A 20,995-nucleotide genomic window follows, 5' to 3' on the forward strand; every position below is an offset into this window, starting at 1 on the left:
AACCGGCTATGAACAGCCGGTTTTTTCATTAAAGCGGAATCAGCGACGCTGTGAAATATTCAGAAATAAACGGCCAAGTCACCGCCGCAAACAGCAGCGCGACCGCAACTACTGCAAATACACAATAGATATAATCAATCGGTGCATCTTGTGCCGCCTGATACAGACGCTGCACATACAGCGCCATCATAAAAAAGATCGAAAACAAGATCAGCACTGTAAAAAGAACTGTCAGCATCGGGATATTCACGATCGCAAAGATCAGCCAAAGAATTGAAACAGCAATCACCGGTACAAGCAATGAACCCAAACCCGCAGCCACTTCTCTAAACGTCACCTTCTGCTTCATCATATAGCGGGAGACGGCCCATACGGCTATGACCATTACCGCGAAAAAGAGAAGCAAATAGACAAGAACGATTAAAAATCCGTCATAGAAAGCGTGATGGCGTTCTCCGAAACCAAGCGGCCGATTCCAGCTGGCCTTTAACTGAAACCAGTTCCCGATTGAAAAGATCATACTGAATATAAGCATTGAAATCAAACCATACTTATAATGAGAAAAACCATCCGCCACGACGGTTTTCGCCGGTGATTTTAAAATCGAGAACGCAAAACCGCAATATCTGTTGATGGCTGCCCATACAGACGCAAGCTTGTCTTTAGCAATGGATACACCACCGCGTTCCTGATGCGGTTTCTGCTTTTGTTTTTGCTTCTGCTTGCTTTGCCGGCTCGCCTTTCTGGACATTCTCGATAGCGGTTCTTCATCTGTATCTATTCTTTCACTCTGGTTAACTTCTTCTTCAAACGTTTCTTTTCTTTCTTCCGTCATGTCAGCAACTCCTATCAAAAAAATACGGCGGAATACCATAAGAAAATAAAACACTTATATAAGGTACCGAAGCCTTCCTGAACAGTCAAGTCATTTCCATTTAAGTAAAGCATGGCGGCACATCTACATGACGGTATATCGTATGAAATGGTTTTACCTTTTGCAACAAAAAAACCAGCTGCCAAGGCAGCTGGTTTCATTCGTTATTTTAAGAAGATAAAGTACAGGATAAAAACGATAAACAGCCCGTACATAATCGGATGAACCTCTTTGGCTTTTCCTTTGCACACCATCGTAATCGGATAGAAAATAAATCCGATGGCAATCCCAGTTGCAATGCTGTATGTTAACGGCATCATGATCATGGTAAGGAAAGCGGGAACGGCCACCTCGAACTTATCCCAAGCGATTTTGCCAAGCGGCGCCACCATCAATGCACCAACAATGATCAGCGCCGGAGCCGTTACATTTGAGGTAACGACTGATAGAAGCGGCGAGAAAAACGTAGCCAGTAAAAAGAGAATACCTGTTACAATTGCCGCAAATCCTGAGCGGGCACCCGCAGCGACGCCTGAGCTTGATTCCACGTAAGAAGTTGTGGTAGACGTACCGAGCATGGCGCCGATCACAATCGAAGATGAATCAGCTAAAAGCGCACGGCCCGCACGCGGCAATTTGTTTTCCTTCATTAAACCAGCTTGAGTTGCCACAGCAACCAGTGTACCCGCTGTATCAAAAAATCCGACAAACAAGAACGTTAAAATGACGATCAGCATTTGTACGGAGAAAATATCCGGCAGATGAAGCCACGCTTGTCCGAAAGTCGGCTCAAGGCTCGGCACACTGCCGATGATTTGAGTCGGAACCGGAACCAAACCGAAAATCATGCCGGCAACCGCAGTTAACAGCATCCCGATAAACACGCCCGCGTTAACGCGAAGCACCATTAAAATAACCGTTACAATTACACCGAAAATCGTTAACAGCACAGGACCGCTGTGAATGTTTCCGATGGTGACGAGTGTGGAAGGGTTGGATGTAATAATTCCTGAACCTTGTAATCCAACGAATGTAATAAACAGGCCGATACCCGCGCCGACTGCCAATTTCAGCTCTGGGGGAATGGCGTTGATGATTTTTTCACGAAAACCTGTTAACGAAAGAGCAACAAAGATAAGACCTGAAATGAAAACACCAGACAAAGCGGCCTGCCATGAAATGCCCATGCCGAGCACGACAGAAAACGCAAAAAACGCGTTCAGCCCCATACCTGGCGCGATGGCGATCGGATATCTCGCGATCAGTCCCATTAAGATACAGCCTGCCGCAGACGCCAGCGCTGTCGCTGTAAAGACCGCGCCTTGGTCAATTCTCAGCGCTTCCGGAAAATCTTTCACGCTCTCCAAAGCAAGTGTAATCGGATTGACGAACAGAATATATGCCATAGATAAAAAAGTCGTTAATCCGCCAATGATTTCATTGCGATAGCTGGTGCCCAGCTCATCAAACTGAAAAAACTTTTTCAAGCTATTTGACTCCCTTCACTCTTTGTTATTTATCCTGCCCTGAAAACGCCAAATAAAAAACGCCCCAATGCATTTTGGGACGCTTGACTACAGACGGATTTCAGTTCGTATAAATAAACGTGTTTTATTTATATCAAACGAAAGAAATGTTTACGTAGTCAAGCCATTTACGGTAGCTTGGTAGAGACTTGCGAGCCATATCCCCGCGATTATACGAATTATCTTATTTGATTTCTGTGTCTATTGTACCAAGTTCGTTTTGAAATGACAATATAAAAAACGAACATTACCGATTCAAAAAAATGGTTTATTCGTCTATTGACTAAATTGATAACAATGATAAAAACCGTATGTATGACTTCATACGGTTTTTCAACTTATGCTTATTTTATCTTGGCAGGCTGACTCACCTGATGCACTGGTACAGTAAACGAGAATGGCTTTCGTTGAACCAGGTCATTTAAAACGCCTTTATCAATATAAAGACCATATTTATTAAACTCAAAATGCTTTAAAGAAAGCTTATCAAGATAGGCATCATCCAGTTCAAAAGTAGATACCATTTCGGCTGTGTTCATATTTTTCACTTCAGCTTTATTCCATTTCAAATAATAACCTTCTTCATAATAAGCCATTGGATCAGGCCATGATTGCATTTTTTTCATATCACCAAGGCCAATCATTTCACCTATATTCACTAAGTCATCTTCGTTCATACTTGAAGTATCAACTCCAGTGAAGCGGTAATAAACCAATACTTTCCTCCCTTCTTGTTTCATGTTATTGATTTCAATCCCTATGTTTTGATGGTTTGTTTCTGAAACACGAAACGGCATCTCTGCATTTAGCGGAACGATTTCACTGCCCTCAGCCTCAAATCTAATATCTGCTATTAATGTTAGCTTTTTCGCTTTTGGATTGATTGGTGATTTTAACTGTGTTTGGCCTTTTGCTCTTACCGTTCTCTCGTTTACTTTTTTGCGGTCTCCAAGTTCGATGTTTGACGCTGACATCTCATATGTGTTTCCTAAATCATCTTTGACCTCGTTAATTTCAACCTCATCATTCTTTGCTATGCCTTGATAATCTATTGTAAATTGAAGGACAGATCCAAGTTTTCCGTTTTCCACTTGAATATTGGAAAATTGATAACGATTATGATAAGCCGATACCTCCTTTGAACTTTCTAAATAACTTGCATTCTTTTTGGTAATAGGCAGATTAAATCTCCAATTCCCCTGTATTTCATTGATATGAGTAATCACAAAAGGCACAGTATCCCCATTTTTTATTTCAGTACCATTTGTATAAATCCTTAATTGTCCTGCGTATTGCTTGTTATTTAATTTTTTAAGCATTAAGAAATCGTAGTTGATTGAAAACTTGTCGTTATAACTCGCTTCGTCCACATCATACATGATCTCTTTTTCATCAGACTGGAAGTTATCCACAGTAAAGTTATAGACAAGCTGTCCGGCATCGTAATATGAGCTATTTACAGAAACAGTGATTCCCCTAGACTCTGCTTTTTCATTCAAAGCTGTGACCAAATTGCTTTTAAACAATGATAGGCCAACTTTATCTTGAAAATCCTTATAAATTTGGCCGACAATGGGTATGCTTCCCATCGCTTTGTTTACAGATGGCAGAAAAAGACCGGACGTTAAATACAGTATACCTACCACAGCAGTAACAGCGATACCATTTGTTAGGATTCGTCCCCATTTAAAACGGCGCCTGCTGTTACTTTCATTTTCAGCACGAACGACAGCTTGATGTATTGCCTTTTTGAGTGCTTTCTTTGGCACTTTTATTTCGTCATACATCTGTTTTACTTGGTATTTGTCCATTTGTTTTGGTCCTCCTTTTCCAGCTCCTGTTTCAAAGCTTTTCTTGCTCTATGTAAATGTGTTTTAATTGTGCCTTCTGCCATTCCTGTTTGTTCAGCTATCATTGAAATCGAATAATCTTGAAAATAATAGAGTTGAATCGTGAGCTGAACATGTTCATCAAGTGAATCAATCGCATTTCGCAAATCCATGTATTCCTCGATATTGGCTTGATCAGTGCCAGTATCATGCTGTTTCTCAAACGGAACCAAATCTCCTTTCTTTTTATTCATGGCGAAAATGGAATGAATCAGTATTCGAGTAAGCCACGTTAAAAAATACTTTGGCTCTTTTAGTTTTTCTATATGAATAAAGGCTTTATAAGCCGTTTCCTGTACAGCATCAAGTGCATCTTCTTTGTTTCTTAAATAGAGATAGGCTGTTTTATATAACGTCTCCTGATGTGCCAGCATAAGCTTTTCAAAGGCTCGAGCATTTCCTTTTCTCGCCTTTGTAATCAATCTTTCTTCCTTCACCTTATCCACCTCCTATGTTGTTAGATAGGAAAACTGCCGAAACGGTTTCAAAAAGTTCACAAAAAAAACGCCCCTTTTGTAAAAGGGACGTTTTTCTATTAGCTATTTACTTATTCCCACTCAATCGTCGCAGGTGGCTTACTTGTAATATCGTACACCACGCGGTTAATGTGCTTCACTTCGTTTACGATACGTGTCGAAATGACTTCAAGCACATCCCACGGGATACGCGCCCAGTCAGATGTCATGCCGTCAATTGATGTAACGGCGCGGATTCCGATTGTGTAATCATATGTTCTCGCGTCACCCATTACACCAACGCTGCGGATGTCAGGAAGAACAGTGAAGTATTGCCAAATATCACGCTCTAAGCCGTGATTCGCAACTTCTTCACGTAAAATCGCATCTGATTCACGAACGATTTCAAGCTTTTCTTCTGTTACTTCGCCAAGAACGCGGATTCCGAGTCCCGGTCCTGGGAAAGGCTGGCGCCATACGATGTCATCGGGAATGCCGAGCTCTGTGCCAAGCGCGCGCACTTCGTCTTTGAAGAGCGTGTTTAACGGCTCGATCAGTTCAAACTGCATGTCTTCTGGAAGCCCGCCGACATTGTGGTGAGATTTGATCGTTTGCGCCGTTGCCGTACCGCTCTCGATGATATCAGTGTAAAGCGTTCCTTGTGCAAGATAGTCGATGCCTTTGAGCTTGTCCGCTTCATCATCGAACACGTAAATGAATTCATTACCGATGATTTTGCGTTTTTGCTCAGGATCAGAAACGCCTTTTAGTTTATTTAAGAATCTGTCTTGTGCGTCTACTTTAATGACGTTCATGTTAAAGCCTTCGCTGAATGTTTTCATAACCCCTTCAGCCTCGCCTTTACGGAGAAGACCATGGTCTACAAAGATACAAGTCAGCTGGTCGCCGATCGCTTTATGAATCAAAACAGCAACAACAGAGGAATCAACGCCGCCGCTTAGCGCGCAAAGAACCTGCTTATCTCCGACCGTTTCACGGATTTTTTGCATTTCAATTTCGATAAAGTTCTCCATTGACCATTTGCCTTCACATTCGCAAACGCCGAATACAAAGTTTTTCAGAAGGTCATTGCCGTATTCAGAGTGGCGCACTTCCGGATGGAACTGAACGCCGTACCATTTTTTGTCCGCTTTGCTCATCGCTGAATTCGGGCAGTGATGGCTTGTCGCGTCAACAGTGAAGCCTTCAGGAACTTCTACAACCAAATCGCCGTGGCTCATCCAAACCACTTGTTCGTTCGGAAGATCTTTGAACAAATCAGGTGCGCCTTCGATGTGGATGTTTGCTTTTCCGTATTCACGCTGGCTTGCCGCTTCAACTTTACCGCCAAGGTAATGAGTCATCAACTGCATGCCGTAGCAAATTCCCAAAACAGGAATATCAAGCTCGAAGATTTTCTCGTCACAGCGGAAAGAGTTTTCATCATACACACTGTTTGGACCGCCGGATAAAATAATTCCTTTCGGATTCATTTCTTTAATTTCTTCAGCCGTCAATGTATGGGGATGCAGCTCGCTGTATACACCGAATTCACGGATACGGCGTGTAATCAGCTGGTTATACTGACTGCCGAAATCAAGGACAAGAATCATTTCATTCACTAACTTTGTCATGGTTGTCACCTAATCTCCTCTAAGTTTTTTGACACAGAAAAAAACGAGGACAGATATGAAACACGATCCGCCCTCTTTGGCAAGGCCGTTTGCCGGAGTCCGGTAACTCGCTCCCAGACTCCGATAATATTCACTAATTCTAACAACACGTCGATAAGCGGTCAAGACCATCTTCTTTTAATTAAATTTTCCCATAACTCTCTGGTTTCATTCCAAAGCGCCTTCGAATCTTCATTTCTGTAAAGCGCCCGTTCATAGCTTGATGTCAGCTTTGACATGTCTTCCGAGCTATATTTTCCATCGATTCGTTTCGCATAGTCACGCAGCGTTTCACTGTCTCGTTTCGGAATGCCTCTTCTCTTCAGCTGTTTCAGCAGCGCGCCATATGCCTCAAAAAACACGTGCTGATCGCTGCGCCGCTTCAATTTTCTTACAACGAAAATAGGAATCCATAGCGAACGGAAAACATACAGCAAGACCGCTGCCAAGAGCAGGACTGCAAGAACCCCAAGCGCTCCATACCAGCCCGCCCCGGCATTTTCACGTGAAGCGGACGGTTTTTTAGAAACAGGTGTCTCCCGTTTTTCCTTTTGTTTTTCCGGCTGTTTTTTCTCTTTTTTCTGCGCTTCTTTTGTTTTCTCCGGTGAGCTGCTGCTTTCGCTGCCGGAATCCTTTGTGTCAGAAGAAGTAAATGCAGCCGGGTTTGTAAACCCTTTAGTCGGCTCAAATGTGACCCAGCCCTGTTCTGGGAAATACACCTCTACCCAGGAATGGGCGTTGTTATTTGTCACCTCGTAGATGCTGCCGTTTTTGTTTCCCGCTTCTTTATATTCGCCTGATGTATACCCCTTGACCCAGCGGGCCGGAATGCCGGCCGAACGCAGGAGCACCACCATAGCGGAAGAAAAGTTATCACAGTAGCCCATCTTTGTTTCAAACAGAAATTGATCGACATAATCCCCATCATCCTTAGGGATGGTCACGTTTTCGGTTTCATATGTGAACTGATTTGAACCTAAATAGTCCTCAACCGCTTTCACCTTATCAAACATATTATCATGATCCTGAGTCAGCTTGGCCGCAAGGGTTCTCACCCGCTCAGGCAGTGAATCCGGCAGCTGCATATAGCGGTTGCTGAATGTGTATTCCTCACTGTTGTTTCTCACTTTCACCTTTCTCAGCTCATCCAGCTTGTAGACCGGGGAATTGTACGTTACGGAATAGCTCCCCATATTTCTGATCTCACCGGCTTGTTCACTGATCGGGGAAATTTGTTCCGTGTTTCCGTTCATTTCAAGCGAGACAGCCTGCTTTGGCTGTATGGTTTTCGCACCGATCGGATACATCACATGGTTATACCCGTAGTGTTCATCAACTTTGACACGGACGGCGCTGCGTTCTGTCGCAACCTTGTGGTCAAACCATAGATTTTCAACTTTCCCTCCGCTTAGCTGATATGACATGCCTGTGTCTGTTTCAATCCAACCTTTCCCGGTATACGTATCCTTCGTTTCCACACGGAAATACGTACGCTCTTTTCCCTGCCAAGTAAAAACAGGGGTGTCATCCTGCTGAAACGGGCCGCCGAGTGATTCGTCATGGTTCCCGTATCCGATTTTGCTTTCACCAGCCGGCACACGCTCTTGATTGGTAATTTTTTTGAGAAAAGGCACCGGATCAGGCCAAGCCGGATCTGATTTCGGAGCGGCAAGTCCGAATCCCACGGCAGCCAAAATGAATACCGATAACGGCAGAAACCATTTCAGGACAGATATTTTTGGCAATGCGATTCTTTCCATCAGCTTGATGCGTTCTAAGTATAAAAGGCCAAGCATAAAGAAGCCGATCAGCACGATACGGATGACGGCAAAAGTGGCATCATATGGCGTAAAGGTATCAAGAATCGTAATATACGCTACTGTCATCATAAAGAAAAATAAGATTCTTCTCTGGTAAATCACCCAATAATGAAGGAGATAGACCAGCAGCCACAACAGCACAAAAAACAACAGGGTCCGAAACGAAGGAATCATGTCATTCCATTGCCCTGATTGTATCAGCGTGATATTCAAATAGACATCCCGCAAAAAAGAGCTGACCCAGTTCAAATCAAATATGGACCCTTGATAAAACAGGATGTGCACCGAGATCAACGTAAATAAGACACAAAAAGGAACGGTGACAAACCACCTCATTCTGAAAAAACTCAGTAGAAACGTCAAGCCGATAAAGACAATAAAAAAGCCCGTATGTTTCGTATCTGTAAAACGGTCAAGCGGTCTGAGCCACTCCCACAGCAATAAAAACGCCAGAAAATAAAATAGCAGCAAGCTCAAACGGCTTCCCTTCTGATCATCGTGCGGCATGTGCACCGTCACCCCTCTTTCTAAACAACACGCGAAACTCGTCCGCCCCTCATGACCTGAACTCTGATTTGGCGTTTCATCATGCGTTCGACCATGACATTTTCAGCTTGAGAAAGCTCAGCGTCTTTCTCTTTTGCCAGGATCACTGTAAACCGGCCTCCCCCGGTTTCTGCTAAGTTCAACAAATCTTCCGTGAACTGCCCCGTGACGATCACCTTATCAGCTTTGCGAACAGACGGCTTCCCCAGCTCCTCCCGTACATATCGGCTTACCGGGTCAGCCGCATCACAATGAACGACGGCTAAATGCCGAAGCATGCGCTTAAAATGCTGCTCCCCTTCTTGAATAGGAAAAAGCGTTTTTTCCTTTCCGACTGAGGCCAAACCTGCCCCCGCGCCGCTTTGTAAAACAGAATGAAGAATCGAAGCTGACACAGTAACGACCTCTTCGAATGCTTCAGAGGAAAAACGGTCCATCAGAAGAAACAGGTTTTTGCTTCGAGACGGTTCAAATTCCTTCGTCATCAGCTGGCTCCGCCGTGCAGAAGTCTTCCAGTCTAACGCGGCAAACCGGTCTCCCGGCTGGTAATCCCGAACACTCGCTGCGACTGCGGAATGGTGCTGATGAACCCGAGAAGACCCGCTTACACCATCTTCCTGATGCCTCTCATTCACCTGATAAGAAAGATGCTGAAAAGATGGATAAACAAACAGGGTATCATCCAGCTCATAAAAAGCTGTTTTTTCAATCAAGCCGAGAACGTCCCCGGTTCGCACCCTGACAGCATGAAAATGATGTTCTCCGCGCGGTACGCGAGCTAGTTCATACGACATCGTCATACGCCGTTTGAACCAAGGAAAAACGAGACGTTTGGCCACGGCTTCGTCTCGGTTCAATGACTCGATTCCTTCTGGCAGGCAATCTTCAATCACCATATACATCAGCGGAAACGGCAGCTTCCTTCTCAGCGTTACCGACACGCCCAGCCTGTCCCCCGCTTGCAATTGTGTTTTGGCCATTTGCCGTGAAGCCTGAAAAGAGCGGAGCGGATACAACGCCAGCAGTCCGGCATACACGACAAAAGGGAGAAACGCGTAAAACAAAAACCAGCTGACAAAGCCGCCTTGAAACATCGCGTAAGAAAAAACAGCAGCCGTCAATAGCGTTAATACAATCAGCTTCCACCCATATACCAGCCATTGCGTCTTCTTCATCAGCGGATCGACGACCTTTGAACCGGTACCTTCACAACGGACATGATCTCCCGTACGATCGCGTCTGCCTCGATACCTTCAAACTTCGCCTCTGGCTGCAGCAGCATCCGGTGCGGAAGCGCGAAAGGAGCCAAATATTGAATATCATCCGGAATGACATAGTCGCGATGATGGAGCAGCGCATATGCTTGGGCCGCTTTCATGAGAGCGATTGATCCGCGCGGACTGACGCCTAATTGAACAGAGGCATGCTGTCTCGTTTTCTGCACGATTTCCACAATGTATTCTTTAATGCTGTCATCGGCGCGGACATTTTGCACTTCCCGCTGCAAACGGATGAAGTCTTCTTTTGAAATAACCGGCTCAAGCGTCTCAATCGGATGGCTTTTTTCCTGAAGAGATAAGACGTCCAGCTCCTCATTAAAGGTCGGATAACCCATGCGAAGTTTGAATAAAAAACGGTCAAGCTGGGCTTCCGGCAATGGGTACGTCCCTTCATATTCGAACGGGTTTTGCGTTGCCATGACAAAAAACGGAGCCGCAAGCGGCATCGTATGGCCATCTACCGTTACACTTCCTTCTTCCATCGCTTCTAGCAAAGCAGACTGTGTCTTCGGAGAGGTACGGTTGATTTCATCGGCCAGCACGATATTTCCCATAATCGGGCCGGGACGGTATTCAAATTCCATCGTTTTCGCATTATAGATGGACACGCCTGTGACATCAGATGGCAGCAAATCCGGAGTGAATTGAATTCTTTTGAAGTCGGCGCCGATTGACTTTGCCAGCGCGCGGACCATCATCGTTTTACCGACTCCGGGCACATCCTCAAGCAGCACATGCCCTTTGGCAAGAATGGCTGCTAAGCTGAGTACGGCGATGTCTCGTTTCCCCACCATTACTCTATTAATATGTTCAACTGCTTTCCCCAGCAAAGGATGCAGGTCTTCTTGGTATGCCATTCTTTTCCTCCTAGTCATCTACAAAATTCATCATATTGTAACCTAACTTTACCACAAAAAGCGATCTGTATAAAAAAACGATTCTAGCAAATTGTTTCCAATAAAGCAGAATAAATCACACCAAAAAGCTTCCTATGACAGGAAGCTCAATTATTTGCGTTCTAAAGGTTCCATATGAACATGTGAATAATCAATCGCATGCTCCTCCTTCATTCTCCGCTCAATTTCATTGGCAATATCGTGGCTTTCCGTAATATTTAAATCAGCGGATACTTCAACCACCACATCAACGTAGACCGTACTGCCCAAGTATCTCGCTTTAATATCTTTTATACGGCGTACACCTGGAATCTTTTCGATTGTCTGTTTATAAGCTGAAATGTCTTTTACGTCGAATCCATCTGTCAAAGAGTGAGATGATTCTTTGAAAATATCCCATGCCGTTTTGCAAATGAGCAGACCGATCACAAACGCCGTGACCGTATCAATCCAAGCAAGGCGGAATTGCGCAGCCGTAATTCCGATAAACGTGCCGACGCTGACGAACGCATCCGATTTATTATCAGCGGCCGCGGCAAGGAGCGCATGGCTCTTCACCTTTTTGGCCAGCCTTTTATTGTACTGGTACACCATAAACATCAGGACTGCCCCGCCTGCTGCCGTCCAAGCCGCAATCATATCCGGTGTCTCTTGTTTAGGAGAAAAAATAGATTCTCCGGCGCTGAACAGCACTTGCAGTCCGACAACCATCATAATAAAGGATGCGATAAGTGATGCAATCGTTTCCGCCCGGAAGTGGCCGTATGGATGATCTTCATCAGGAGGCTTTTGAGAGATGCGAAGGCCGATCAGCACAGCAACAGAAGCAATAATATCAGTTGTGTTATTAAACCCGTCTGCCATAAGCGCTTCCGAGTGAAAGAAATAACCGATGATCAGCTTAATCGCGGACAGGACAAGATACGCGGAAATGCTGACAATAGCCCCGGCTTCTCCCTTCTTCAGTTCATCGTATCTCTCCATACAAAACCTCCTCTCCGCTCGTGAATTCCTATTATAATGTTACAAAGCTGAATAGCAGTGGGTCTACAGAAACATGATTCACTCGCCACAGAAAAATAGTTATGGCGGAACACTGTTTCTCTAAACCAATTTCTTTCTCCTCTAAAAATCCTTAAAATTCAATGCCGCCAATACCTCTGCGATCTTCGATATTTTAAAATACTACGCTAGCTGCAAAAATGAATAATTAACGAAACATTTTTTCTTTTAATCCAAGCTTATCTGCTTAAAACACCACAAACAATAACCTACAAATTTAAAATAAACTGTTATATTTTCTTACACGAATTTTCGACAAACTGTATATTTATGATAGAGTTTCAATTATCATAATATTCAGTAATGGTTTCATTCTTTAAGGAGGTAATTTATGAACCAGTCTCAATCAGGATTAAAAAAAGAATTAAAGACCCGCCATATGACCATGATTTCGATCGCGGGCGTGATCGGAGCCGGCCTATTTGTAGGCAGCGGTTCAGTCATTCACTCGACCGGTCCCGGTGCTATTGTTTCTTACGCGCTAGCCGGCTTACTGGTTATTTTCATCATGAGAATGCTCGGTGAAATGTCTTCCGTAAACCCGACGAGCGGATCGTTTTCCCAATACGCTCATGACGCCATCGGGCCATGGGCCGGATTTGCAATCGGCTGGCTGTATTGGTTTTTCTGGGTCGTCGTTATCGCGATTGAAGCAATTGCCGGAGCCGGCATCATTCAATACTGGTTCCACGATATTCCTCTGTGGCTCACAAGCTTAATTTTGACCGTATTGCTCACGCTGACCAACATTTATTCCGTTAAATCATTCGGTGAATTCGAATATTGGTTCTCCCTTATTAAGGTCGTTACGATTATTTTGTTTTTAATTATTGGATTCGCTTTCATTTTTGGGTTCGCACCAGGAAGCAGTCCAGTGGGCCTCTCCAACTTGACGGGCCAAGGCGGATTTTTCCCGCAAGGCATCAGCTCCGTATTGCTTGGCATTGTCGTCGTTATTTTTTCCTTTATGGGAACGGAAATCGTTGCTATCGCTGCAGGAGAAACATCCAATCCATTGGAATCCGTGACCAAAGCGACGCGTTCCGTTGTGTGGCGCATCATTGTCTTTTACGTCGGCTCTATTGCCGTTGTCGTTGCGCTTTTGCCTTGGAATTCAGCCAATATTTTAGAAAGTCCGTTCGTCGCTGTGCTCGGGCATATCGGTGTTCCCGCTGCCGCGCAGATTATGAATTTTATCGTCCTCACCGCTGTACTCTCTTGCCTGAATTCAGGTTTGTACACCACATCCAGAATGCTGTATTCACTTGCAGAAAGAAACGAAGCACCGCGCCGCTTTATGAAATTAAGCAAAAAAGGTGCTCCCGTACAGGCGATTGTTGCCGGTACACTTTTCTCATATATCGCGGTTGTGATGAATTACTTTTCTCCTGATACCGTCTTTTTATTTTTAGTCAATTCATCAGGCGCAATTGCACTGCTCGTCTATCTCGTCATCGCTGTTTCCCATTTGAGAATGCGTAAAAAACTTGAAAAAACGAACCCTGAAGCTTTAAAGATTAAAATGTGGCTCTTCCCATACTTAACCTACGTGACCATTATCGCCATCTGCGGGATTTTAGTATCTATGGCATTCATTGATTCCATGAGAGACGAGCTGCTGCTGACAGGCGTCATCACAGGAATCGTTCTGATTTCTTATCTTGTGTTCAGAAAACGCAAGGTGAGCGAAAAAGCGGCAGCCAAGTCTGTCACACATCAGCAGTCCGACATCCTCCCTTAATGCTGATCAAATCCTAAACGGACTCCCGTTTAGGATTTTGTTATTTCTTCTTCGGGCAGGCAGCGGCACGCCATTTTTTTGTAACCATCACGTCCTTATTGTCATTAACTATAATACCAATATGGAAAATTTAGATAAGGACAGATGAAAAATGATACTTGAAAAATTTGCGGATGCTCTCCCTATCCCAGATACACTAAAGCCTGTTCAGCAAACAAAAGAAAAGACTTACTACGAAGTCACTATGGAAGAATGCACTCACCAGCTCCACCGCGATCTCCCCCCGACCCGCCTTTGGGGCTACAACGGCTTATTTCCGGGACCTACCATTGAGGTCAAAAGAAATGAGAACGTTTATGTGAAATGGATGAATCACCTTCCTTCAACGCATTTCCTTCCGATTGACCATACGATTCATCACAGCGACAGCCAGCATGATGAGCCCGAAGTAAAGACTGTTGTACATTTACACGGAGGCGTCACGCCAGATGATAGTGACGGGTATCCGGAAGCTTGGTTTTCCAAAAACTTCGAGCAAACAGGCCCTTATTTCAAACGAGAGGTTTATCATTATCCGAATCAGCAGCGCGGTGCTATTTTGTGGTATCACGATCACGCCATGGCGCTTACCAGGCTGAATGTCTATGCCGGACTCGTCGGCGCTTATCTCATTCACGATCCAAAGGAAAAACGCTTAAAGCTGCCTTCCGGCGAATACGACATACCGCTTCTTATCACAGACCGCACGATCAACGAGGACGGTTCTTTGTTTTATCCAAACGGACCGGAAAACCCTTCCCCGACACTTCCCAATCCTTCAATCGTTCCGGCTTTTTGCGGAAAAACCATACTGGTGAATGGGAAGGTTTGGCCATACTTGGAGGTCGAACCGAGGAAATACCGCTTCCGCGTCATCAACGCCTCCAATACGAGAACCTATAATCTGTCACTCGATAACGGCGGAGAATTTATTCAGATCGGTTCAGACGGCGGGCTTCTTCCGCGCTCTGCTAAACTGAACTCTTTCAGTCTTGCACCTGCCGAACGTTATGATATCATCATTGATTTCACAGCCTATGAAGGACAATCGATCATTTTGGCAAACAGCGCAGGCTGCGGCGGTGACGTCAATCCCGAAACAGATGCGAATATCATGCAATTCAGAGTCACAAAACCATTGGCACAAAAAGATGAAAGCAGAAAGCCGAAGTACCTCGCCTCATACCCTTCGGTGCAGAATGAAAGAATCCAAAACATCAGAACACTGAAACTGGCAGGCACCCAGGACGAATACGGCAGACCGGTCCTTCTTCTCAATAACAAACGGTGGCACGACCCTGTCACAGAAGCACCAAAAGCCGGCACAACTGAAATATGGTCCATTATCAATCCGACACGCGGAACACATCCGATTCACCTGCATCTGGTCTCCTTCCGTGTATTAGACCGCCGGCCATTTGATATCGCACGTTATCAAGAAAGCGGGGAATTGTCCTATACAGGCCCGGCTGTTCCGCCGCCTCCAAGTGAAAAGGGCTGGAAAGACACCATTCAAGCTCACGCCGGTGAAGTCCTGAGAATCGCGGCAACATTCGGGCCATACAGCGGACGATACGTATGGCATTGCCATATTCTTGAGCATGAAGACTATGACATGATGAGACCGATGGATATAACAGATCCCCGTAAATAACCCGACAAACTTGCCTCTCGCAGGCAAGTTTTTTCTTTAAGAAACTTTTGGCCCCATTTTTCGTATAACATAAAAACAGCAATAAGGAGCGTTTTTATGCTGAGCGAAAAGACAAAACAATACATTTCCATTTATGCCGAATTAAAATCAAAATTAAAATGGAAAGTTGCACAAGATCAGATATTAATACTCATTTCGTCTGCATATATTGTGAATAAAAGAGAGTTTGATTTTGAGCGCTTTTATGATTTGAGCAGCTATATCAAATCAAACATCGGCAGCTTCTCGACACTCAATTCCCACCACCGCTTTACAGTTGCTTCCATTCTGGACATTCATTTTCAGCATGAGGCAAAACAAACGTTTCTGACTTTCATCGACGTATACAATGAAATGGTGAAGCTTGGATATAAGCGGGATATATTCACGTACCTTTCCGCCCTGATCCTGCTCACCGGCAAATCAGACACAACAAACCTAAGAGAACAGATGAACACGGGGCTTTCTGTTTATCAGCAGATGAAGAAAAATCATTATTTCCTCACTTCACCCCAGAATGTTCCGCTTGCCGTATTGCTTGGCGAAAGCGGAAAAGGTTTGGAGGCGCTAAACAAAGCGGAAACATGCTATCATCTGCTGGCGGCCAACGGGTTTAAAAAAGGGCGGTACTTACATCAGGTCAGCCATATTCTGGCCTTACAAAGTGAAAAAGCCCCTGAAACACTTGTTTCCCATTACAAACATATATATCAATCCATCACTGCATCTTTCAAAAAGCCTAAGGATTATCATTATCCAGACCTTGCCCTTCTCACATTTCTGGAAGAGCCAGATATCAAAACCGTTTTGGCTATCGCTCGCGAATTAAACCAAGATAAAGCATTTAAACGGCAAAAGGGGATTAATTTTAAAATTGCTGTCTGCTTATATCTCAGTGAGTATATGGAGAACAATCTGCTGATGGAATCAGGCCTATACACCGCAATCGAAGCGGCAATTCAGGCTCAGCAGACAGCTGCGACAGCCGCCATCATCAGCTCAACAGCAGCCATTCATTCTCAAGACGGAAACTAGAGGAGGAGAAACATGCCATACATCACATTAGAAGATCAGACACGTCTATACTATGAAACGCACGGGAGCGGTACACCGATCCTGTTTATACACGGGGTGCTGATGAGCGGGCAGTTTTTTCACAAACAATGTTCAGCACTATCTGCCAATTATCAGTTTATTCGTCTCGACCTTAGAGGACACGGCGAATCCGACAAAGTGCTTCACGGCCACACCATTTCCCAATACGCCCGCGACGTAAGGGAGTTTCTAAAAGCAATGGAGCTCGATCGTGCCGTTCTCGCCGGCTGGTCAATGGGCGCTTTTGTCGTATGGGATTATCTCAATCAATTTGGGAATGATAACATACAAGCCGCTGTAATCATCGACCAATCCGCTTCCGACTATCAGTGGGAGGGCTGGAAACACGGCCCGTTTGATTTTGACGGTTTAAAAACGGCGATGCACGCCATTCAGACTGATCCGCTGCCATTCTACGAAAGCTTCATTCAGAATATGTTCGCGGAACCGCCTGCTGAGACAGAAAAAGAATGGATGCTGGCAGAAATCCTCAAACAGCCGGCTGCCATTTCAAGCACGATTTTATTTAACCAAACGGCTGCTGATTACCGTGACACCCTTCAAAACATTACTGTACCGACATTGCTTTGCTTCGGGGAAGACCGCAAATTTTTCTCTACAGCAGCTGGAGAACACTTGCGCGGCAAAATTTCCAACTCCACGCTCGTCACCTTTTCTAAAAGTAGCCATTGCCCGTTTTTAGAAGAGCCTGATGCTTTTAACAGTACACTCCTCTCCTTTTTAGATGGTCTGATTGGAAAGCCATAAAGAAAAAGGAATTAGGAGATTGGGGAAAAGTATGAGACAATAAGAAATGTGCAGTTAAAATACATGAGGGAAGAAGTGACTTTATGTCTTACTATAATAAACGTAATCAAGAACCGCTGCCTAAAGAAGATGTGAGTACTTGGGAATGCACAAAAGAAGACTGCAACGGCTGGAGCAGAAAAAACTTTGCCAGCAGTGACTCGCCATCATGCCCTTTGTGCGGCAGCAAAATGATTGACGGCATCCGTTCATTAGTGAATCTCCAAAACAACGGTCAAACGAAAACAAGCTAGCTCTTCCCTATAAACAAATGCAGTCTCCTGCAAGCAAACATTCCCCGAACGGAGACGCAAATTCTATATCCAGACTAAAAAGCCTCCATTTCAAAAGTGGCCTAAAACAAAGAAAGAAGCCCAAAACTGTCTACGTTTAGGGCTTTTTTTCGCCTGTCGTTATGGTATAATATGGATATCGATGAGGTGATAACATGATCGCAAACCAGCAGCGAAACGACCTAAAAAAAAGAGCTCAGATCAAAAAGCTGAACCTTGCCATCCACTCATATGTTGAACTTCTGTTTTTGTCGATACCGCTGATCCATTTCTTTAAATGGCTCGGTTCATCAGTCCTGCATCTCATCCATTAAAAAACCACTCAGCCCATGCCGAGTGGTTTTTTCAGCTAATAACAGAAAAGCTGTTGATGATGCCGTTCGGATTTTCCCACACTTTTTCGAACGTCTTTTTTTCAAGGTTGTAGGAATAAAACGTCCGAACCTTTGCTTCACGCCCTGTTTCATCCTTCAATTTTTTAGCTCCCTTGGCTTCGGCGAGAAAATAAATTTTCTTTCCATCCTTAGAAAACTGCGGCTGAGCGTCAATTAACAGCTTAAAGTTTTTTTGATTCGAAATGACGGTTTCATATTTTTTCGTATCCGCCTTCAGCATCTGAATAGAAGCGGTTTGCTCCGTGCCTTTTTGTGTATATGATGTAAACAACATACGTTTATCATCATCAGAAACAGCAATATCACTGATAAACTGGTCAAGGCTCTTCAGCTCATCAAATTTGTTTTGACGGCCTGACGCAAAATGAATCGTTGTCGGTTCAGGATCGATCCCCTTTTCGTTCGCTTCATCTGTTTTCTTGTAATCTTCTTCTACAGAATAATGAAGAAATGCAAATGAATCTGTTTTTTTGTTATAAAAGAAGCTGCTGACGCTGTCATCCTGATCATTCACGGCAGGATAAAGGTTTTTGTATTTCTTCGTTTTCAGATCAAAGGACGCGATCCGAAAATTGCTTTCGTCCGCTTTCCCTAAACGGAAATAGATGGTTGAACGGTCCCTCGATAAAAACAAGCTGTCCGCACTCTCAGCGCCTTTATACAGCATCATCTTTTTATTAGACTTTAGATCCAGCTTAAAGAGCCTCATTTCATTTTGATCATTATTGCCCGTATAATAGAGCACCCGCTGCTTTTGATCCAAGGCAAATGCCGGATAGCCGGTCAGCTCCTCCTCATGGATCACCTTGTCATTTTCATAATACTTCGTCAGCAGATCGGTATTCGTAATCGAAACGAGCAGCTGATCACCGCTTTCCGTATTGACTGAAACATCAGCAGCGCTCTCATGGCCTTTATCCTTTACAACATAAAACACAAAGCCCGCTGCCGCTATCACGACTGTTAACAATAATATGATTCTTTTTTTCATCTCTTATCTCCACCAATAGAAAAAGCAAGAATGTGACTTCTTGCTTTACAGATTATATATGTAGATTAATAGCTGTAATGTCCCGCTACTTTTCCTTTGCTTAATGGGTATCCAAGCGCTTTAAACGCTTTAGGGCTTACATCCAGTACTGCATGAGGCATTCTGCCAACATCATTTTTGTAAACCGTAATCACCTTTTTAGGCTTCGCTTTTGCATAAGCTCTGATTTTTGTCCCGTTTTTAGGAACATCAAATCCGATCTTGGTCGCACAGTCCCAGTGCCCAAGTTTTTTTCCTGAAGAGCCTTTTTTCCCGACTCCATTATACCAAGTAATATTTCCATTCACATGTTTCGCACTGGCATCTGCTGAAAAACTGAAAGCTCCCAAAGTACTTCCTACTAAGATAAAAGCGGCTAAAATGACTTTCTTCAACATTTCGTCCCCCTGTTTGTTAACATCTAGAAAAATTGTACACGATCAACCAGGGAATTTTTATTTCAATATCCTTACAGTAATGTTACAAAGCCAGAATAGTTGCCAATGCTAAAATAAACCATGGAAGATTATCCTATTATAATTGGAATATAAGCGTTATAATTGTTGATAGAGTAGTTATCGCATTCAATATGAACGAACCATTACCGTATTGTTCAAACCAAATTTCATAGTTATGTAAACGATTCATACTCTCTCATAATAAAGAAAAAAGAGCGTGCGAGACTCTTTTTTCTTCAAAATTTCTTTTTTTAAAAACGTAAATTACATTATATAAAATTTTCATTTCTTTTTTGGTTTTAAAAATGGCGATTTTGTGAACAGTTCATATTGATCAGTGCGGAATTACTCATATAAAAAGATATAGGAGTGGTAATCCATGAAGGCAGCAAGATGGCATAACCAAAAGGATATCCGTATTGAAAATATTGAAGAGCCAAAAACAGAGCCGGGAAAAGTAAAGATCAAAGTCAAATGGTGCGGTATCTGCGGCAGTGATTTACACGAGTATCTTGGCGGCCCGATCTTTATTCCGGTTGACAAACCGCATCCATTAACGAATGAAACAGCACCTGTCACAATGGGCCATGAATTCTCCGGTGAAGTTGTTGAAGTCGGCGAAGGCGTTGAAAATTATAAAGCAGGAGACCGAGTCGTAGTCGAACCGATTTTTGCAACACACGGTCACCAGGGCGCCTACAACCTTGATGAACAAATGGGATTCCTCGGCTTAGCCGGCGGAGGCGGCGGTTTCTCTGAATACGTCTCTGTAGATGAAGAGCTGTTGTTCAAACTTCCTGAGGAATTATCATATGAACAAGGCGCTCTTGTTGAGCCTTCCGCGGTCGCTTTATACGCTGTCCGCTCAAGCAAAATCAAAGCCGGTGACAAAGCGGCTGTATTCGGCTGCGGACCGATCGGGCTTCTTGTGATTGAAGCGCTGAAGGCTGCTGGAGCGACTGACATTTACGCTGTCGAGCTTTCACCTGAACGCCAGCAAAAAGCTGAGGAGCTTGGAGCCATCATCGTTGATCCGTCCAAAACAGATGATGTAGTCGCTGAAATTGCAGAACGTACTGGAGGCGGTGTCGACGTAGCATTCGAAGTCACTGGCGTTCCAGTGGTACTGCGACAAGCGATCCAATCCACTACAATTGCCGGTGAAACAGTCATTGTAAGCATTTGGGAAAAAGGCGCTGAAATCCACCCGAACGACATCGTCATCAAAGAACGTACAGTCAAAGGAATTATCGGATACCGCGACATCTTCCCGGCTGTATTGTCATTAATGAAAGAAGGTTATTTTGCAGCTGACAAACTTGTAACAAAAAAAATCGTATTAGACGATTTGATCGAGGAAGGCTTCGGGGCTCTTATTAAAGAGAAAAACCAAGTCAAAATCCTTGTCAGACCTAACTAATGG

Annotated in this window: 18 protein-coding genes, 1 pseudogene and 1 riboswitch; of the genes and pseudogenes, 8 read left to right on the forward strand and 11 right to left on the reverse strand. The window is 44.1% G+C overall.

The genetic code is table 11. The features are described from left to right. Positions 1-28: 28 nt before the first annotated feature. The 9 genes from V6D44_RS16580 to V6D44_RS16620 all read right to left on the reverse strand — a co-directional run bounded on the left by V6D44_RS16580 (position 29) and on the right by V6D44_RS16620 (position 11,943). Entirely contained in the window at positions 29-835 is an 807-nt protein-coding gene (locus V6D44_RS16580; RefSeq protein WP_202328347.1) for a hypothetical protein, read from the reverse strand. Positions 836-1,038: 203 nt separating this feature from the next. Continuing rightward, positions 1,039-2,361, reverse strand: coding sequence for a hypoxanthine/guanine permease PbuG (gene pbuG / locus V6D44_RS16585; RefSeq protein ID WP_087991336.1), 1,323 nt, complete (start codon positions 2,359-2,361; stop codon positions 1,039-1,041). A gap of 135 nt (positions 2,362-2,496) precedes the next feature. After that, positions 2,497-2,598: riboswitch (purine riboswitch) on the reverse strand. Between the two features lie 146 nt (positions 2,599-2,744). Beyond that, the gene (locus V6D44_RS16590) at positions 2,745-4,211 is read right to left on the reverse strand and encodes a DUF4179 domain-containing protein (RefSeq protein WP_202328348.1); all 1,467 of its coding nucleotides are present in this window, start codon (positions 4,209-4,211) and stop codon (positions 2,745-2,747) included. After that, on the reverse strand, positions 4,193-4,726 hold the full coding sequence (locus V6D44_RS16595; RefSeq protein ID WP_253268874.1) for a sigma-70 family RNA polymerase sigma factor: 534 nt from the start codon (positions 4,724-4,726) through the stop codon (positions 4,193-4,195). Before V6D44_RS16595 ends, V6D44_RS16590 begins: the two co-directional genes overlap by 19 nt. 110 nt (positions 4,727-4,836) lie before the next feature. Next, positions 4,837-6,378: a glutamine-hydrolyzing GMP synthase gene (gene guaA / locus V6D44_RS16600; protein WP_087991386.1), complete on the reverse strand. Its 1,542-nt coding sequence runs from the start codon at positions 6,376-6,378 to the stop codon at positions 4,837-4,839. A gap of 161 nt (positions 6,379-6,539) precedes the next feature. Next, positions 6,540-8,744, reverse strand: a complete 2,205-nt coding sequence (locus tag V6D44_RS16605; RefSeq protein ID WP_202328350.1) for a DUF4129 domain-containing transglutaminase family protein — start codon at positions 8,742-8,744, stop codon at positions 6,540-6,542. Between the two features lie 20 nt (positions 8,745-8,764). Then, the gene (locus V6D44_RS16610) at positions 8,765-9,961 is read right to left on the reverse strand and encodes a DUF58 domain-containing protein (protein WP_253269149.1); all 1,197 of its coding nucleotides are present in this window, start codon (positions 9,959-9,961) and stop codon (positions 8,765-8,767) included. Next, complete coding sequence (locus V6D44_RS16615) at positions 9,958-10,920, reverse strand: AAA family ATPase (RefSeq protein ID WP_087991333.1); 963 nt, start codon at positions 10,918-10,920, stop codon at positions 9,958-9,960. Before V6D44_RS16615 ends, V6D44_RS16610 begins: the two co-directional genes overlap by 4 nt. 150 nt (positions 10,921-11,070) lie before the next feature. Beyond that, complete coding sequence (locus tag V6D44_RS16620; protein WP_333516741.1) at positions 11,071-11,943, reverse strand: cation diffusion facilitator family transporter; 873 nt, start codon at positions 11,941-11,943, stop codon at positions 11,071-11,073. A 276-nt stretch (positions 11,944-12,219) separates the two neighbouring features. Here V6D44_RS16620 and V6D44_RS16625 point away from each other — a divergent pair. The 7 genes and pseudogenes from V6D44_RS16625 to V6D44_RS16655 form a co-directional block, all read left to right on the forward strand. Then, positions 12,220-12,315 (forward strand): annotated as a pseudogene (locus tag V6D44_RS16625) (hypothetical protein); the annotation flags it as partial. A 37-nt stretch (positions 12,316-12,352) separates the two neighbouring features. After that, on the forward strand, positions 12,353-13,762 hold the full coding sequence (gene gabP / locus V6D44_RS16630) for a GABA permease (RefSeq protein WP_087991331.1): 1,410 nt from the start codon (positions 12,353-12,355) through the stop codon (positions 13,760-13,762). 151 nt (positions 13,763-13,913) lie between these two features. Beyond that, on the forward strand, positions 13,914-15,455 hold the full coding sequence (gene cotA / locus V6D44_RS16635) for an outer spore coat copper-dependent laccase CotA (protein ID WP_087991330.1): 1,542 nt from the start codon (positions 13,914-13,916) through the stop codon (positions 15,453-15,455). Positions 15,456-15,551: 96 nt separating this feature from the next. Next, positions 15,552-16,529, forward strand: coding sequence for a DUF4003 family protein (locus tag V6D44_RS16640; protein WP_202328352.1), 978 nt, complete (start codon positions 15,552-15,554; stop codon positions 16,527-16,529). Between the two features lie 12 nt (positions 16,530-16,541). Then, positions 16,542-17,357, forward strand: a complete 816-nt coding sequence (locus tag V6D44_RS16645) for an alpha/beta fold hydrolase (RefSeq protein WP_333516742.1) — start codon at positions 16,542-16,544, stop codon at positions 17,355-17,357. A gap of 83 nt (positions 17,358-17,440) precedes the next feature. After that, positions 17,441-17,650 (forward strand): cold-shock protein, encoded by a 210-nt coding sequence (locus V6D44_RS16650; RefSeq protein ID WP_087991327.1) that lies wholly within the window; start codon positions 17,441-17,443, stop codon positions 17,648-17,650. A gap of 194 nt (positions 17,651-17,844) precedes the next feature. After that, positions 17,845-18,003: a hypothetical protein gene (locus V6D44_RS16655; protein WP_202328354.1), complete on the forward strand. Its 159-nt coding sequence runs from the start codon at positions 17,845-17,847 to the stop codon at positions 18,001-18,003. Positions 18,004-18,034: 31 nt separating this feature from the next. Here V6D44_RS16655 and V6D44_RS16660 read toward each other — a convergent pair whose 3' ends face one another. Together V6D44_RS16660 and walM are read right to left on the reverse strand one after the other, a co-directional pair. Further along, positions 18,035-19,075, reverse strand: a complete 1,041-nt coding sequence (locus V6D44_RS16660; RefSeq protein WP_333516743.1) for a hypothetical protein — start codon at positions 19,073-19,075, stop codon at positions 18,035-18,037. A 65-nt stretch (positions 19,076-19,140) separates the two neighbouring features. After that, positions 19,141-19,512 (reverse strand): cell wall metabolism protein WalM, encoded by a 372-nt coding sequence (gene walM / locus V6D44_RS16665; protein ID WP_087991324.1) that lies wholly within the window; start codon positions 19,510-19,512, stop codon positions 19,141-19,143. A gap of 439 nt (positions 19,513-19,951) precedes the next feature. Between walM and bdhA the strand changes: the two genes are divergently transcribed. Beyond that, complete coding sequence (gene bdhA / locus V6D44_RS16670; RefSeq protein WP_087991323.1) at positions 19,952-20,992, forward strand: (R,R)-butanediol dehydrogenase; 1,041 nt, start codon at positions 19,952-19,954, stop codon at positions 20,990-20,992. Positions 20,993-20,995 lie beyond the last annotated feature (3 nt).

Source organism: Bacillus sp. 0209A, assembly GCF_036765095.1.
Lineage (GTDB): Bacteria > Bacillota > Bacilli > Bacillales > Bacillaceae > Bacillus > Bacillus subtilis_G.

Coding starts and splice junctions, on each gene's coding strand:
- V6D44_RS16645 (WP_333516742.1), top strand. CDS start 16,542: ATGCCATACATCACATTAGAAGATCAGACACGTCTATACTATGAAACG.
- V6D44_RS16655 (WP_202328354.1), top strand. CDS start 17,845: ATGATCGCAAACCAGCAGCGAAACGACCTAAAAAAAAGAGCTCAGATC.
- V6D44_RS16590 (WP_202328348.1), bottom strand. CDS start 4,211: ATGGACAAATACCAAGTAAAACAGATGTATGACGAAATAAAAGTGCCA.
- V6D44_RS16605 (WP_202328350.1), bottom strand. CDS start 8,744: ATGCCGCACGATGATCAGAAGGGAAGCCGTTTGAGCTTGCTGCTATTT.
- V6D44_RS16640 (WP_202328352.1), top strand. CDS start 15,552: ATGCTGAGCGAAAAGACAAAACAATACATTTCCATTTATGCCGAATTA.
- guaA (WP_087991386.1), bottom strand. CDS start 6,378: ATGACAAAGTTAGTGAATGAAATGATTCTTGTCCTTGATTTCGGCAGT.
- cotA (WP_087991330.1), top strand. CDS start 13,914: ATGATACTTGAAAAATTTGCGGATGCTCTCCCTATCCCAGATACACTA.
- V6D44_RS16620 (WP_333516741.1), bottom strand. CDS start 11,943: ATGGAGAGATACGATGAACTGAAGAAGGGAGAAGCCGGGGCTATTGTC.
- walM (WP_087991324.1), bottom strand. CDS start 19,512: ATGTTGAAGAAAGTCATTTTAGCCGCTTTTATCTTAGTAGGAAGTACT.
- V6D44_RS16580 (WP_202328347.1), bottom strand. CDS start 835: ATGACGGAAGAAAGAAAAGAAACGTTTGAAGAAGAAGTTAACCAGAGT.
- V6D44_RS16660 (WP_333516743.1), bottom strand. CDS start 19,075: ATGAAAAAAAGAATCATATTATTGTTAACAGTCGTGATAGCGGCAGCG.
- gabP (WP_087991331.1), top strand. CDS start 12,353: ATGAACCAGTCTCAATCAGGATTAAAAAAAGAATTAAAGACCCGCCAT.
- V6D44_RS16615 (WP_087991333.1), bottom strand. CDS start 10,920: ATGGCATACCAAGAAGACCTGCATCCTTTGCTGGGGAAAGCAGTTGAA.
- bdhA (WP_087991323.1), top strand. CDS start 19,952: ATGAAGGCAGCAAGATGGCATAACCAAAAGGATATCCGTATTGAAAAT.
- V6D44_RS16650 (WP_087991327.1), top strand. CDS start 17,441: ATGTCTTACTATAATAAACGTAATCAAGAACCGCTGCCTAAAGAAGAT.